Annotated in this window: 14 protein-coding genes; 2 read left to right on the forward strand and 12 right to left on the reverse strand. The window is 69.8% G+C overall.

The genetic code is table 11. From position 1 onward, the window contains the following. Positions 1–2: 2 nt before the first annotated feature. The 12 genes from KIT53_RS04315 to atzF form a co-directional block, all read right to left on the reverse strand. On the reverse strand, positions 3–1,577 hold the full coding sequence (locus KIT53_RS04315) for an ABC transporter ATP-binding protein (protein ID WP_297748199.1): 1,575 nt from the start codon (positions 1,575–1,577) through the stop codon (positions 3–5). Beyond that, positions 1,574–2,263, reverse strand: coding sequence for an isochorismatase family cysteine hydrolase (locus KIT53_RS04320; protein ID WP_297748202.1), 690 nt, complete (start codon positions 2,261–2,263; stop codon positions 1,574–1,576). Before KIT53_RS04320 ends, KIT53_RS04315 begins: the two co-directional genes overlap by 4 nt. A gap of 38 nt (positions 2,264–2,301) precedes the next feature. Continuing rightward, positions 2,302–3,222 carry an ABC transporter permease gene (locus tag KIT53_RS04325; protein ID WP_297748205.1) on the reverse strand — a complete coding sequence of 307 codons (921 nt, stop codon included), beginning with the start codon at positions 3,220–3,222 and terminating at the stop codon, positions 2,302–2,304. After that, positions 3,219–4,319: an ABC transporter permease gene (locus tag KIT53_RS04330; protein ID WP_297748208.1), complete on the reverse strand. Its 1,101-nt coding sequence runs from the start codon at positions 4,317–4,319 to the stop codon at positions 3,219–3,221. The genes KIT53_RS04325 and KIT53_RS04330 overlap by 4 nt, the downstream gene beginning before the upstream one ends. Before the next feature lie 553 nt (positions 4,320–4,872). Next, positions 4,873–5,982, reverse strand: coding sequence for a BMP family ABC transporter substrate-binding protein (locus KIT53_RS04335; RefSeq protein WP_297748211.1), 1,110 nt, complete (start codon positions 5,980–5,982; stop codon positions 4,873–4,875). Positions 5,983–6,039: 57 nt separating this feature from the next. After that, positions 6,040–6,414, reverse strand: coding sequence for an oxalurate catabolism protein HpxZ (gene hpxZ, locus KIT53_RS04340; protein ID WP_297748214.1), 375 nt, complete (start codon positions 6,412–6,414; stop codon positions 6,040–6,042). After that, entirely contained in the window at positions 6,414–7,808 is a 1,395-nt protein-coding gene (locus KIT53_RS04345; protein WP_297748217.1) for an AtzE family amidohydrolase, read from the reverse strand. The genes hpxZ and KIT53_RS04345 overlap by 1 nt, the downstream gene beginning before the upstream one ends. Before the next feature lies 1 nt (position 7,809). Next, positions 7,810–8,016, reverse strand: coding sequence for an AtzG-like protein (locus tag KIT53_RS04350; protein WP_297748220.1), 207 nt, complete (start codon positions 8,014–8,016; stop codon positions 7,810–7,812). Positions 8,017–8,188: 172 nt separating this feature from the next. After that, positions 8,189–9,013 (reverse strand): ABC transporter ATP-binding protein, encoded by an 825-nt coding sequence (locus KIT53_RS04355; protein ID WP_297748223.1) that lies wholly within the window; start codon positions 9,011–9,013, stop codon positions 8,189–8,191. Beyond that, positions 9,010–9,843 (reverse strand): ABC transporter permease, encoded by an 834-nt coding sequence (locus KIT53_RS04360; protein ID WP_297748227.1) that lies wholly within the window; start codon positions 9,841–9,843, stop codon positions 9,010–9,012. Before KIT53_RS04360 ends, KIT53_RS04355 begins: the two co-directional genes overlap by 4 nt. Before the next feature lie 5 nt (positions 9,844–9,848). Further along, positions 9,849–10,871 carry an ABC transporter substrate-binding protein gene (locus KIT53_RS04365; protein ID WP_297748230.1) on the reverse strand — a complete coding sequence of 341 codons (1,023 nt, stop codon included), beginning with the start codon at positions 10,869–10,871 and terminating at the stop codon, positions 9,849–9,851. A gap of 43 nt (positions 10,872–10,914) precedes the next feature. Then, a complete protein-coding gene (gene atzF / locus KIT53_RS04370) occupies positions 10,915–12,636 on the reverse strand; it encodes an allophanate hydrolase (RefSeq protein ID WP_297748232.1) in 1,722 nt (573 codons plus the stop codon). Between the two features lie 132 nt (positions 12,637–12,768). On the opposite strand from atzF, the gene KIT53_RS04375 reads away from it, so the two are divergent. After that, a complete protein-coding gene (locus KIT53_RS04375) occupies positions 12,769–14,322 on the forward strand; it encodes a methyl-accepting chemotaxis protein (protein ID WP_297748234.1) in 1,554 nt (517 codons plus the stop codon). A 95-nt stretch (positions 14,323–14,417) separates the two neighbouring features. Further along, the gene (locus KIT53_RS04380; protein WP_297748237.1) at positions 14,418–15,590 is read left to right on the forward strand and encodes a glycosyltransferase; all 1,173 of its coding nucleotides are present in this window, start codon (positions 14,418–14,420) and stop codon (positions 15,588–15,590) included. Positions 15,591–15,595 lie beyond the last annotated feature (5 nt).

The raw sequence follows: 15,595 nt of genomic DNA on the forward strand, positions 1-15,595 counted from the left end.
GTTCAGTGGTGTCCGCCGCCCATGTGGGCGCCGAGTACGTGGCGTTCGGCCTGGGCGGCCGGGGTTTCAAAGACGGCGCGACCTTCGCTCATCACCACGATGCGGTCGGCCAGTTCCAGCAGTTCGTCCAGGTCCTCGCTGATCAGCAGCACCGCGCCGCCGGCCTCCCGCACGCCGCGCAGGCGGCCGTGGATGTCGGCCACCGCCGCGAAGTCCAGGCCGAACACCGGGTTGGCCGCGATCAGCACATGAATCTGGCCATGCAATTCGCGCGCCAGCACCGCGCGCTGCACGTTGCCGCCGGAGAGGCTGCGAATGGGCGCATCCTCGCCCTGGGTCTTGATGCCGTAGGCGGCGATCCACTCGCGCGCCCGGTTGCGCCAGCGGCCAAAGCGCAGCAGACCGCCCACGCACAGCGGGGCGCGGTCGAAGTCGCGCAGCGCCATGTTCTGCGCCACCGACAGCTCGCCCACGCAGGCGTTGCGCAGCGGTTCCTCGGGCAGGCTGCGCACCTGGAGGCGGTGGTTCTCCTCGCGCCGCGCCGCATAGGGCTGACCCTGGACATGCACCTGGCCGGCCGCGCGCGGGCGCTGGCCCACCAGCGCCTCGACCAGCTCACGCTGGCCGTTGCCGGAGACGCCGGCCACGCCCAGGATTTCACCGGCGGCCACCTTCAGGCTGAGCCCGCGCACCGCCAGCGTGCCCCGGTCGCCCATCACATCCAGACCCTTCACGTCCAGCGCCACCGCGCCTGGCGCCACGCCGGCAGCGGCCATGGGCGCCGCCGGCGTGGCACGTGGCTCAGCCGTGGTGTCCGACGCGCCCACCATCGCCTGGGCCAGCAGCGCCGGGCTGGTGTCGGCCACGTGGCAGTGGTGCACCGCCCGGCCCCGGCGCAGCACGGTCACGTCGTCGGCGTAGGTCATGACCTCGCGGAACTTGTGCGTGATGATGAGCACCGTGCACAGCCCGCTGCGCGCGAACTGCCGCACATGGCCCAACACCTCGTCGGCTTCCTGCGGCGTGAGCACCGAGGTCGGCTCGTCCAGGATCAGCAGGCGCGGCTTCAGGTAGAGCTGCTTGAGCAGTTCGAGCTTCTGTTTCTCGCCCGCGGCCAGCGCCTGGGGCCGCGCGTCCAGGTCCAGGCGGAACGGCGTGGTCTCCAGGAAAGCCGCCAGCTCGGCGCGCTGGCGTTTCCAGTCGATCAGGGCGGGCGCCTTGCCGCCGGCCAGCAACAGGTTCTCGGCCACCGTCATGCCCGGCGCCAGCGTGAAGTGCTGGTAGACCATGCCAATGCCCAGGCCGCGCGCCACCACCGGGTTGGGGATGCTCTGCTCGCGCCCGTCGATCAGGATGCTGCCCGCGCTGGGCCGCTGGAAGCCCGCCACGCACTTGACCAGCGTGCTCTTGCCGGCACCGTTCTCGCCCAGCAGCGCATGCACCGTGCCTGGCGCGACCTTCAGGCTCACGCGGTCCAGCGCCGTGAAGCTGCCGAAGCGCATGCTCATGTCGTACGTGTCCAGCGCCAGCGCGCCGGAGGCCGGCGGCAGGCCGCCGATGGGGTTGTCATCGCTCATGCCAGGGCCTCCAGAACCGCCGGTGAGGCGGCGTGCGCACCGAACACACCGCCCTGCATGGTGATCATCTTCAGCGCCGCCTCGTGGTTGCCGCGGTCGGTGGCGGCGGTGCAGTCCGACAGCAGCAGGCACTCGAAGCCCCGGTCGTTCGCGTCGCGCATCGTGGTGTGCACGCACACGTCGGTGGTGATGCCGGTGAGCATGAGGTTCTGTATGCCGCGCGTGCGCAGCAGCAGCTCCAGGTCGGTGGCGTAGAACGAGCCCTTGCCAGGCTTGTCGATGACGACCTCGCCAGGCCAGGGTGCCAGTTCGGGAATGATTTCCCAGCCCGGCTCGCCGCGCACCAGGATGCGGCCACACGGACCGTCGTCGCCGATGCCCACGCCGCCGGTGCCGATCTGCCGCGACCGCCAGCGCTTGTTGGCCGGCAGGTCCGACAGGTCGGGCCGATGGCCTTCCCGGGTGTGGATGATGGGATAGCCGGCGGCCCGCATGGCCGCCATCAGCGTCTTGAGCGGCGCGATGGGCGCGCGCGTGAGCGAGATGTCGTAACCCATCTTGTCCACATAGCCACCCACGCCGCAGAAGTCGGTCTGCATGTCGATCACGATCAGTGCCGTGTTCTCCGGGCGCAGGTCGCCGTTGTAAGGCCAGGCGTAAGGGTGAGCGTCGATGAAGCGTTCCATGTCAGTCCTTGGTCATGTAGGCGCAGGGGGGTGTGTCTTCATCTATTTGAAGAGAGTTCCGTGGGGCTGCCCGGCACGATCACGCCCGGCCGGCAGGTGATCACCAGGATCAGCAGCGTGAGCACGTAGGGCACGATGTTGAAGAGGTGGTAACCCCATCCGATGCCGACCGACTGCAGGGCCGGGCCGATCGCGCCCGCGCCGCCGAACAGCAGCGCCGCGCCCGTGCAGCGCAGCGGGCTCCAGCGCGCGAAGATCACCAGGGCGACGGCGATCAGGCCCTGGCCGCTGGAGATGCCTTCGTTCCAGCTCCCCGGGTAGAACAGCGTGAGCGAGGCGCCGCCCAGGCCCGCGATGAGGCCGCCGCCGGCCGTGGCCGCGATGCGGATGCCCGAGACCGAGTAGCCCAGCGCGCGCGTGGCGTTGGCCGAATCGCCCGCCATGCGCACCAGCAGCCCGGCGCGCGTGTTCGAGAAGGCCCAGGCCATCAGGCCGGCCAGTGCCAGGCCGATCGGCAGCATGGCATTGATCTGCAGCGCCGAGCGCACCGCGGGCGAGTCGCTCCAGAAACCCAGCGGGATCGCGGGCAGTTGCGGCGCCTGCGGCTGGATCAGCGGTTTGCCAAGGTAGAACGCCAGCCCCATGCCCAGCAGCATCAGCGCGATGCCGGTGGCAATGTCGTTCACGCGTGGCAGGGAGCACAACACGCCGTGCAGCAGCGCCAGCAGCGCACCGCTGAGCGCACCCGCCAGCACGCCGATCCAGGGTGAGCCGCTGAGGTAGGAGGCGCCGAAGGCCGTCATGGCCGAGAGCACCAGAACGCCTTCCAGTCCGAGGTTGATGCGGCCGGCCTTTTCGGTGAGGCATTCGCCCAGGCTCACGAACAGGAAAGGCACACCCACGCGCAGCGCGCCACCGACGATGCCGGCGAAGAAGACGATCCAGGCATCGGTGGTCATGCTTGTTTCTCCTCGCCCGCGCGCTCGGGCGCGGGCATGACCAGGGGGACCGGCTCGGATGGGCCGAAGCGGGCAAAGCGAGCGAAGAAGGACCGCCAGTCGCGCTCGCGCAAGGTCTCGCTGGCCAGGATCAGCACGAAGGCGATGCCCTGCAGCAGCAGCACCGAAGCGTCCGGCAGACCCAGCCGGCGCTGCAGCAGGCTGCCCGCGGCACCGAAACCGCCGAACAGGATGGCCACCGGAATCACCGCCAGCGGGTGGTGCCGTGCGATGAAGGAGACCAGGATGCCCGCGTAGCCGTAGCCGGCGATGAGCGCCGCGTTCGCGCTGGTGTGCACGGCGGCCACCTCGATCGCGCCCGCCAGGCCAGCGGCCGCGCCGCCCAGCGCGCAGGCCAGCAGCACCAGCCGCGTGGCCGGCAGGCCCACGAGCTGAGCCGCGCGCGGGTTGCCGCCGACCACGCGCACCGCGAAGCCCGAGGGCGTGAAGCGCAGCCACAGCCCGGCCGCCAGGCAGGCCACCACGCCCACCACCAGGCCCCAGTGCACGTCGGTGCCGGCCATGCCACCGATCAGCAGCGCATCGGGCAGTGCCGGCGTGGACGGTTTGTTCAGGCTGGCGGGGTCGCGCAGCGGGCCCTCCACGATGTGCTTGAACAGGCCGATGGCCACGTAGGCCAGCAGCAGGCTGCTGATGGTCTCGTTGATGCCACGGTACTGGCGCAGCCAGCCGGCCAGCGCGATCCACAGCGCCCCCGCCAGCGCACCCGCCACACCCACCAACACCGTGCCGAACGCGTTCTCCGGCAGCCGCACCGCGTGCGCCAGTGCCGCGCAGGCCAGGCCGCCCAGCACCAGCGCGCCTTCGCCGCCGATCACGGTCAGCCCGGCGCGCGCCGGAATCGCCACGCACAGCGCGGTCAGCATCAGTGGGGCGGCGCGCTGCAGGGTGTTCTGCCAGGAGAAGGCGTCACCGAAGGCACCCTTGAACAGCAGCACCCACACCTCCACCGGATTCACGCCCGCGAACGAGACGAAGAGCCCGAACAGCAGCAAGGCCGCGAGGATGGCGCCCATGGGGAGAAGGATGTTGCGCATGGCTATGTCGAGTTGAACCTGCTGGCCAGCCCCATCTCCGTTCGGGTGGGGCCCATCGAAACCCACCCGCGCCCGCATTGCGCGAGGCCTTCGACAGGCTCAGGCCGAACGGGGAGTCTGGGTCTCGGACGCACGGGAGCGCTGGGCTTGGGTCGCACAGGGGTGCTGTACTTGGGTTGCTCGGGAGCGCTGTGCTTGTGTTGCACGGGAGTGCTGTGCTTGGTTCGCACGGAATGAGCCACCCCCTCCGTTCGGGCTGAGCTTGTCGAAGCCCACCCCCACCCGGAGTGTGCGAGGCCTTCGACAGGCTCAGGCCGAACGGGGAGTCTGGGTCTCGGACGCGCGGGAGCGCTGGGCTTGGGTCGCACAGGGGTGCTGTACTTGGGTTGCTCGGGCGTGCTGTGCTTGGTTCGCACGGGATGAGCCACCCCCTCCGTTCGGGCTGAGCTTGTCGAAGCCCACCCCCACGCGGAGCGTGCGAGGCCTTCGACAGGCTCAGGCCGAACGGGAGTTTTTTGCCCACACCGAACGGGAGCTGGCGAAACGGTGGGCATCACACGCTGCCTTGCACGCCTTCCACCAGGTAGTTCATCTTCTCCAGTTCCAGGTCTGTCTGCTTGAACACCTTGCCGGCCGCGATGACCGTGCCGCCCTTGTTGTCCTTGAGCGGGCCCTTGAAGATGTCGAAGCTGCCGGCCAGCATCTGCGCCTTGACGCCGTCGGCCTGCTTCTTCGCCGCGTCGGTCACCGCCGGGCCGTAGGCCGAGGGCTTCACGAAGCCCTCCTTGAGGCCGCCGCGCACGAAGTTGGGGTGGGGCTTGCCGCTGCGCGCGGCTTCCAGGAAGGCGGTGTAGGCGGTGAGCCAGTTCCATTCGGCGCCGGTCAGGTAGGCCTGCGGTGCGAGCTTGGCCTGGCTGGCGTGGTAGCCGCAGACCATCTTGCCGCGCTTGGCGGCGGTCTCGACGATGACCTTGGGGCCGTCCACGTGCATGGTGAACACGTCCACGCCCTGGTCGGCCAGGCTGTTGGTGGCCTCGGCTTCCTTGACCGGCATGGACCAGTCGCCCGTGAAGATCACGCTGGTGGTGATGCCGGGCTTGACCGAGCGCGCGCCCATGGTGAAAGCGTTGATGTTGCGCAGCACCTGCGGGATCGGCTTGGCCGCGATGAAGCCGAGCTTGCCGCTCTTGCTCATGTGGCCGGCGATCACGCCGTTGAGGTACTGGCACTCGTCGATGTAGCCGAAGAAGCTGGCGGTGTTCTTGGGGTGCTTGCCCTCGGTCCACATGCCGCCGCAGTGGGCGAAGCGCGCGTCCGGGTACTTGGCCGCGACCGCCAGCATGTGCGGGTCGAAGTAGCCGAACGAAGTCGGGAACACCAGCGAGGCGCCGTCCTGCGCGATCATGCCGGTCATGCTGCGCTGGACGGCCGCGGTCTCGGGCACGTTTTCTTCTTCCACGACCTTCACGCCGGCCATCTTCTTGAGCTGTGCTGCAGCCTCGGCGTGGGCCTGGTTGTAGCCGTAGTCGTCGCGCGGGCCAACGTAGATCACACCCACCGTGATGGGCTTGGCCTGGGCGAAGGCGAATGGGCTGCTGGCGGCCGCGCCAAGGGCGGCCAGGGTCTTGAGGGAGTCGCGGCGGTTGGGCAGTGGGAAGTTCATGGTGAAAGCTCCAGGACAGGGTGGGGTGGGAGTGCGGGACAGGTGGTGATCGGCGGGTCAGGACAGCCAGCTCACGTGCGCCGAGACGACGCGCCAGCCTTCGGGCATGCGCGCCCAGGTCTGGCTCTGCCGGCCGGTGCGCTCGCTGCCGGCGCGGTGGAACTCGGTGTTGGCGGTGGCGAAATCGCGTCCATAGGTGGTGATGACCGTGCGGCCCAGCGTGCGCGCCAGGCCGGCCGAAGGCCGCGCGGCGCGGAAGGCCTGGATCTCGCGGTAGCCGTACAGGTTCTCGGTGGCGCCGTAGCGCAGGGTGTGGGGGCTGTCCCAGAACAGTTCGTCGAGCACGGCGACGTCGTTGGCGACAAGTGCCCGCTCATAGCGCTCGAACGCCGCCGTCACCTCGGCCAGCACGGTGGGCAGGTTGATCTCCATCACAGGTTCACCTCCTTCACATGCGAGACGCCCGCGCGCTCCAGCGCCCAGCCTGCGCGCAGCGCGAGGTCCTCGCGCCAGGGCGCGGCGATCAGCTGTACGCCGATCGGCAGGCCGTCCATTCCCTGCGGCCACAGCGGCGCGGCGACCACGGGGCAACCGGCAAAGGAAATCGGTTGCGTGAGCAGGCCGATGGAAGGGCGGCAGGGAAAACGCTGGCCGTTGATGTCGATCCACTCGGTGCCGATGGCGGGTGCCGCCACCGGCGTGGCCGGCGCGATCAGCACGTCCCAGTCGCGGAACAGGGCATTCACCTTGTCGCGGTAGACGCGGCGGAAACGCTGGGCGCGCACATACCACGCAGCCGGCTGCAGCGCGCCCGCGATGAAGCGGTCCACCGAGAGCGGTTCAAAATCCGCCGCCTGCGTGCGCAGGCGCTGCAGGTGCAGGGCGCCGCCCTCACTGGCGGTGGTGATGAAGGCCGCCGCGCGGGCCTCGGCCGCATCGGGCCAGAGCGCGGTGCCTCTGGCGCCCAGGGCCGCCGCAGCCTGGGCCACCGCCAGCCGCGCGGGGGCACTGGCGAAGTCCTCGAACCAGCCTCCCAGCACGCCCACGCGCAGGCCCTGCATGCCCAGCCCCAGGGCGCGGGTGACGGGCTGCACGGTGGTGGCCAGGCAGCCTGGGTCCAATGGGTCCGGGCCTTGCAGCGCGTCGTAGGCCAGGGCCAGGCCGGTCGGGTCGTCGGCGAAAGGGCCAAGGTGGTCGATGCTGTAGACGAAGGGGTAGCTGCCCCGGCGCGAGAGCCGGCCAAAGGTGGGCTTGAGGCCCCAGACGCCGCAGAAGGAGGAGGGCACGCGGATGGAGCCATTGGTGTCGGACCCCAGCGTGAGCGGCACCTGGCCGGCGGCCACCGCCGCGCCCGAACCGCCCGACGAGCCGCCGGCCACATGGCCCAGGCGGTGCGGGTTGTGGCAGGGGCCGTAGTGCGTGTTCTCGGTGGTGAAACCGTAGGCGTACTCGTCCATGTTGAGCGAGCCCACCAGCACCGCGCCAGCGGCCTGCAACCGCTGCACCAGGACCGCGTCGGCGGTGGCCGGCGGGTGGGCGCGGTTGACCTTGGAGCCGGCCAGCGTCACCTCGCCGGCGATGTCGAACAGGTTCTTGACGGCGAACGGAACGCCGGCCAGCGGGCCCAGCGGCTCGCCGCGCGCGCGCTGTGCATCCAGCCGCGCGGCCTGCTCGCGTGCGGCCTCGAAGCGCGTTCCGGTGAAGGCATTGATGCGCGGCTCGGTTGCCTCGATGCGGTCGATGCACGCGGCCAGCACCTCGGTGGCGCTGCGCTGGCCGCTGAGCACCGCCTGCGCGGTCTGGCTGAGGCTGGGCGGCAGGGCCATGTCAGCGCTCCTCCTGACGGAAAGGGGCAGGCCGGTAGATCTCGGCGATCTCGTCCTCATCGCGCAGAGGAAAGGCTTCGAGCAACGCGGCCATGGCGGCGGTGCGCTGCAGGTGCGTGGCCACGCGCGCGGCCTGCGCCGCGTCCAGCAGCAGGCCTGCGGCCACGGCGGCGGCCTGCACGTAGGCCAGGGTCTGGGTTTCGTTCATGAGCGTGGCAATCGGCATGAGTCCCTACTTCCCGTTCGGTCTGAGCCTGTCGAAGACCCCGCGAGCACTTCGACAGGCTCAGTGCGAACGGGACATAGCTCCCCCAGCGAGGTAAGTGACTCACCCGGAAAAGGGCGTGATTCACCCCGAACGGTGTGTGGCAGGCCGTGTGTCACCGCCGCACCTCGCGCTGGAAGATCTCCAGGCTGCGCTTCTTGGCCGCGATGAAGCTGGGTTCGGACAGCGTGGCCACGGTGCGCGGGCGCGCGTCTTCGTAGGGCAGGATCTCGGCCACCTTGGTGGGCCGCTTGGTCAGCAGCAGCACCTGGTCGGCGAGGTAGACGGCTTCTTCGAGGTCGTGGGAGACCAGCATCATGGTGGTGCCGGTCTGCATGAACACCTCCTGCAGCTTCTCGCGGATGAACAGCGTCATCTCGAAGTCCAGCGCGGAGAAGGGTTCGTCCAGGAACAGCACCTCCGGGTTGGGCGCGAGCGCGCGCATGATGGACGCCGTCTGCTGCTGCCCGCCCGAGAGTTCGTAGGGGTAGCGGTTGAGGTCGAACTTGACATCGAACGAGGCCACCAGTTCGGCCATGCGGCGGTCCACCTCGGCTTTGCTGCGGCCTTCCAGCTTGAGCGGGTAGGCGATGTTGTCGATGGTGCGCATCCACGGGAACATCGCTTCGCGGTAGTTCTGGAACACGTAGCCGATCTTGGTGTCCTTCAGGCTCTTGCCGTCGAACAGGATCTCGCCGCTGTCGATCGGGATCAGGCCCGCGATCATGTTGATCAGCGTGCTCTTGCCGCAGCCATTGGGGCCGAACACGGAGACGATCTTGTGCTTGGGAATGTCCAGGTCGAAGTTCTCGTACAGCGGCCAGCCCGCGAAGTGCTTGGTCAAGCCCCGGATGGTGATGTGCGTGCCGGCCGGCCCGGGCTGGAACGCCGGGGCGGGCACGTCGGCGTCGAAGGACGTGGCATTCAGAACAGCGTTCATCTTCCGCTCCAGTGGACGATCTTTCTTTCGATGACGAGGAACAGCACGTTGAGCGCGTAGCCCAGCGCACCGGCGGCGAGGATGGACGCGTACATGTCCTTCACGTTCATGACCTGCTGCGAGTTGATGATCCGGTTGCCCAGGCCGCTGTCGGCACCGATGAACATCTCGGCCACGATGACGATCACCAGCGCCATGGACACGGCCGATCGCAGGCCGACGAAGCTGGGCTGCAGGCTCTCCCACACCAGCACGTCCTTGAACACCTGCCAGCGCGTGGCGCCCATCACCTTGGCGGCCATCACGCGCTGCTTGCGCGCGTTGATCACGCCGTAGGCGCTGTTGAACACCACGATCAGCAGCGCGCCGAACGCAGCGATGGCGACCTTGTTGATGTCGGAGACGCCGAAGATCATGAGGAACAGCGGGATCAGCGCCGACGAGGGTGTGGAGCGGAAAAAGTCGATCAGGAACTCCACGCTGCGGTAGGCCTTCTCGTTGCTGCCGAGCAGCACGCCCAGCGGCATGCCGACGATGGCGGCGATCAGGAAGGCCTGCACGGTGCGCCAGACGGTGACAGCGAAGTCGGCCAGCAGCGGGCCACCGGCCAGGCCGCCGAGCAGCGCGCCCAGCGCGTCCAGCGGCGGTGGCAGCAGGATGGCCTTGATGAAGCCGGTGCGCACCGCGAGGTCCCAGATGATGAACAGCACCGCGGGGCCCACGAAGGGCAGGGCTTTGCCCCAGTCCTTCTTGCGGGGCGCGGTGCCGGCGTCCACCGAGGCGGGTGGTGCCCAGGGTTTGCCGGCGCTGCCGGACGGGTTGGCGCTCATGCCGCTCAGCCCTTGTAGAGCATGGTGTCGACCACCAGGCGCGAACTGAAGATGCCCTTCTCCGAGAACAGGTCGAAGAACTTCTGGAAGTGCGCCACGTCGGCCGGCGTGAACTCGTTGTAGAGGGTGTAGGCGGCCAGGGGAACCTCGCCGGTCAGCGCGCCTTCGATGGCGGTGTAGCCCTTGAGGTACTGGCGTGCCTCGGTGGCCTTGGTGCGCACGTAGGTGACGCCCTTGGCGTAGGCGGCGATGAATTTCTTCGCCGCCTCCGGGTTCTTCTTGATGAAGTCCGAAGACAGTGCGGCCGAACCGCCGAACCAGGGCGCCATCGGGTCGCCCAGCACGTAGCGCGCGATCACACCGGCTTCCAGCACCTTGGTGGTGCCGTTCATGCGGCCGATGGTGCCCGTGGGCTCCAGCGTGTAGGCGCCATCGACCTGGCCGGCCGCGAGCGCGGCCACGTGCTGACCGATCGGCAGCTCCACCACCGTGGCGCCGGTGGCGCCGCCGCGCTCCAGCACGGTCTTGGCCAAGGTCACGTTCTGGATGCCGGGGCCGGAAGCGATGCGCTTGCCCTTGAGGTCGGCCATCACCTTGGCCGGGCTGGCCACCGGCACGATGACTTCGTCCAGCACGTTCTTCGCGTTGCTGGGGTTGGAGCAGAAGATCTTGAAGGTGCCGGGCTGGGCCAGTTCGCCGATGGCGATGTTGGCCGAGCCGGTGCCGTTGGCGGTGGCGTCGGCGCGGCCGGAGAGTACGGCCTCCATCACCTGTTGCGCGCCGGCGAACTTCAAGGGCTCCACGTCCAGGCCGGCCTCCTTGAAGTAGCCCAGTTCCACCGCCGAATAGAACGGCAGGCCGGCGGCGATGGGCCAGTAGCCGACGCGGATCTTGGGGCTGCCTTGCGCGCGCAGCACGCCGGGGGCGCCCAGCAGGCCGAGCGCGGCGCCAGCAGCACCGGCCTGCAGCACGCGGCGGCGGCGCGCATCGACGGTGGGAAGCGAAAGGGCTTGGAGGTGATGGGTCATGGGGAACTCCTGCAGGTTGAAGACGAAGGGTGGGGAAGCGGGGTCAGGGCAGAGCCATGGCGTCGTTCACGTAGGCGCGCCAGCCGCCGTGGTGGGTGATGTCGGTGGCGCCCTCCAGCGCCAGGGGCTCGCACAGGAAGCCCTGCACGCTGCTGCCGTCGGCCAGTTGCAGCGTGCCGATGGACAGCGGGCCGGGCACCAGGGCGACGAAGCTGCCGTAGTGGGCCAACGGCATGTCCCAGACCTCGACCTCGATGCGCGCACCGACGCCGGGCGCCACGCGCAGCAGGCCCGGCTTGGGTGGCGTGGTCCGTGGCAGCGCATACAGCCGGTACTGCGGCGCCGTGTGGGTGCGGGCCACGAGCGTGGCGCCGCGTTCGGTGAGCTGGCCGTTGAGCGGCATGCCCGAGAGGTGCGCACCCACCACCGCGACCCGCACCGTGGGTGCGGCGCTGCCTTCGAGCCCGGGAATGTTCTGCGGTGCCGGCAGCGGCTGGCCGGTGGCGCCGAGGGTGAGCCCGGTGGCATGGTGGAAGCGCTGCCCCAGTTCGGCCAGTTGCCAGTCCGATCCGCAGCGCCCGATGAGCGTGATGCCGAAGGGCAGGCCGTCGGCGCGCATGCTGGCGGGCACCGACAGCGCCGCATAGTCCAGCAGGTTGACGAAGTTGGTGTACGCGCCGAGCTGGCGGTTCAGCACCACGGGATCGGCCTGCATGGCCGCGATGGTGTGGTGCGTGGGCGCGGTCGGCACCACCAGCAGGTCGATGCCGTGCCACAGCGCCTGCGCCTCCTGCGCGAGCGCGGCCAGGCGGGTCTGCGCGTGCACCAGATCACTGGCGCTGTAGTCGCGCCCGCTGGCGATGATGCTGCGCACCGGCTCGATCACGTCGTCCTCGTGCGCGTCGAAGAAGGTGCGGATGGCTTCGTGGCGCTGCGCCACCAGCGCGCTGCCATACAGCATGTCGGCGCAGGCGGCCAGGGGCGAAAAGTCCAGGGGCACCGCCTCGCCGCCCAGGTCCTGCAGGCGCAGAAGGGCGTCGCTGAAGGCGGCGCGTGCGGCCTCGTCACCGAAGAATTCAGGCTCGGCCGGCAGGCCGAAGCGAAAGCGCGCGCGCAGGGGCTGGCGGGCCATGGGCAGCGTGCGCGAGTACGGATCTTGCGGATCGTGGGCGATGGCGGCGGCCAGGACGCGGGCCGCCAGCGCGACCGTGGGCGCGAAGATGGACACGCAGTCGACGGCCTGCGCCGCAGGCACCACGCCGCGCGCGCTCAGCAGCCCGCGCGAGGGCTTGAGGCCCACGATGTTGTTCAAGCCGGCCGGCACCCGGCCCGAGCCGGCGGTGTCGGTGCCGAGGGCAAAGTCCACCTGGCCCGTGGCCACCACATAGGCCGAGCCTGAACTGGAGCCGCCCGATACGTACAGCGGATGGATCGCATTCGGCACCGCGCCGTACGGTGAGCGCGTGCCGCTCAGGCCGCAGGCGAACTGGTCCAGGTTGGTCTTGCCGGTGAGCGTCGCACCAGCATCGAGCAGGCGGCGCACCACGCTGGCGTGCGCCCCGGGCGTGTAGGCAAAGGCGGGGCAGGCCGCCGTGGTGGGCCAGCCCGCCACGTCGATGTTGTCCTTCACCGCGAAGCGCAGGCCGGCCAGCGACCCGGCCGACGCCCCGGGCAAGGGCTCGGCGGGATGGTGGATCCAGGCCTGCGGCGCCCATGTGGCTGCGCCGGACCGGGTCTCTGAGGAGGGTTGTGTGTCTTGCACCATATCAATGCATTCCATCTTGGATACAAGAACACATGCAAGATGAGTGCCAACTTTTCCACGTTGGCGAAGCGGTGGGCTCAAGCCGCCATGCGGGTGGCCGATAACCGGGCGAACAGCACAGGGAGGTTCCCCATGTACCGTTTGTCCCAGACGCCCATTCGCCGCCAGCTCACGGTCCTGCTGGCCGTGGCGGCCTTCTTCCTGGTCTCGGTCGCCAGCGTCGGCGCCTGGGGCCTGGTCCGCAGCGCGAGCATCGCGAGCGCGGGCAACGACGTGAACATGCCCCGTCAGCGCGTGGGCAATGACCTGATCAAGGCCGTGAGCGCACGGGCCGTCGCGGCACGCAACCTCACGCTGGCCAGCGATCCGGCCGCGCGCGAGCAGGAGCTGGCCCACATCCAGCAGGCCCATGCCGCGACCCAGGCGGCAGTGAAAGAGCTGCAGTCGCTGACCGAGAGCGCCGATGCGCGCGAACGCGCCCTGGTGGACGCGGTGGTGGCCGCCGAGGCCGAATACGGTCCGGTGGCGTTGCGCATCACCGACGTGGCGGCCGGCGGCAACCGCCAGCAGGCGGCTGACATGATCATCGAGCTCTGCCGGCCGCTGCTGGTTCGCTTGGAGGGGGCTGTCGATGCGCTGCTCAGATACGAGGCCGCCGCCGCACAGCAGGACCACGAGAAACTGCTCGCGGGCACGCGCGGCGCCATGGTCTGGGTGGCGGCCCTGGGCCTGGGCGCCCTGGTGCTGCTGGTCTGGCTGGGCCTGGTGGTCACGCGCGGCCTGGTCCACAGCAGCCAGCACGCGCTGCGCGCGGTGGAGCAGATGGCCCAGGGCGACATGACCCTGCACCTGCAGGCCCAGGGCGACAGCGAACCGCAGCGCGTGCTGCGCTCCCTGGACCGCATGGCGGCCCGGTTGCGCGAGGTGCTGGGTTCGGTGCGCCAGGCCTCTGACCAGATCGCCACCGCCAGCAGCGAGGTGGCGCGCGGTGCCCAGGACCTCTCGGCCCGAACCGAACAGACGGCGTCCAACCTGCAGCGGACCGCCGCGAGCATGGAGCAGGTGACGTCCACCGTGCAGCAGTCCAGCGACTCGGCCCGCCAGGCCAGCCACCTGGCTGGCGAGTCCGCCGAGGTGGCCCGCCATGGTGGAGAGGTGGTGGGCCAGGTGGTGCGGACCATGGGAGAGATCCAGCGTGGCAGCCAGCGCATCGGCGAGATCATTGGCGTGATCGACGGCATCGCCTTCCAGACCAACATCCTGGCGCTCAACGCGGCGGTGGAGGCGGCGCGCGCGGGCGAGCAGGGCCGGGGCTTCGCGGTGGTGGCGGGCGAGGTGCGCAACCTGGCTCAGCGCAGCGCGCAGGCCGCACGGGAAATCAAGCAACTCATCGAAGGTGCGCACGCCCAGGTCGCCGACGGCACCCGGCTGGTCCAGGAGGCCGGCGGCACCATCACCGGCGTGGTGGACAACGCGCAGCGGGTGAGTGGCATCGTGAGCGAGATCATGGCGTCCAGCGCAGAGCAGGCCACCGGTGTCGGGCAGATCAACTCGGCGGTCGCGCAACTGGACCAGATGACTCAGCAGAACGCGGCGCTGGTGGAGCAGACCTCGGCCGCGGCGCTCAGCCTGCAGGAGCAGGCTCGCCTGCTGGCCAGCGCGGTGGCGGTGTTCCGCGTCGCCTGACGGGCGGTGGCGCCTTGACACGGTCCTGACACGGACGGCGGCTTCACTCGGGGCACGCGGCGGTCGTTGGTCGGCCGGCGCATCAGCCCCAGCCGATGAAGACCGTCGATCTGATCTATTTCAACGCTGGCGGCGGCCACCGCGCCTCCGCCCTCGCCCTGCAGGCCGTCCTGCGCGAGCAGGGCCGCCCCTGGCTGGTGCGGCTGGTGAACCTGTTTGAGGTGCTGGACCCGCAGGGCCGCTTTCGCCGCGTGACCGGGCGCGCGCCCGAGGACTGGTACAACCAGCGCCTGGCGCGCGGCTGGACCCTGGGCATGGCGCAGGAACTGCGCGTGCTGCAGACCCTGATCCGCGTGGCGCACCCGGCCCTGGTGCGCCGGCTGCGCCAGCACTGGCTGCGCACCGAACCGGACCTGGTGGTCTCCCTGGTGCCCAATTTCAACCGGGCGCTTTACCAGAGCCTGGCCTCGGCACTGCCTGGCGTGCCGTATGCCACCGTGCTCACCGATCTGGCCGACGTGCCGCCCCGGTTCTGGATCGAGCGCGAGCAGCCGCAGCACCTCATCTGCGGCACGCCGCGCGCGGTGGCCCAGGCGCTGGCCATGGGCCATGCGCCGGCCCGTGTGCACGCCACCTCCGGCATGATCATCCGGCCCGAGTTCTACCGCCAGCCTCCGCTGGACCGCGATCAGGCGCTGCGCAGCCTGGGTCTGGATCCGACGCGGCCCACCGGCATCGTGATGTTCGGCGGTCATGGCTCGCGGGCCATGGAAGGCATTGCGCGCCGGCTGGGAGGCGGCACCCAGCTCATCCTGATCTGTGGCCACAACAAGCCCCTGGCGGCGCGCCTGCAGGCGCTGCCGGTGCGGGCTCCGCGCCTGGTGCTGGGGTTCAGCAGCGAGGTGGCGCACTGCATGCGGCTGGCCGATTTCTTCATCGGCAAACCCGGCCCGGGCAGCCTGAGCGAGGCCGTGCGCCAGGGCCTGCCGGTGATCGTGACCGACAACGCCTGGACCATGCCCCAGGAGCGCTACAACGCCCAGTGGGTGCGCGAGAACCACCTCGGCGTGGTGCACCGCAGCCTGCGCACCATCGAGCGCGCGGTGGCCGAACTGCTGGCCGACCTGGACGGCTTTCGCGCCAGCGTGCGGCGCATCGACAACCGCGCGCTGCTGGAAATCCCCGAGATCCTCGAGCGCCTGCTGCACGAGGCGCCAGACGCGCAGGGGACAGTGCCGGATATTTTCGCCAAGCGTTTGATTGCTTAAATTCG

The organism is Hydrogenophaga sp. (assembly GCF_026125785.1).
Lineage (GTDB): Bacteria > Pseudomonadota > Gammaproteobacteria > Burkholderiales > Burkholderiaceae_C > Hydrogenophaga.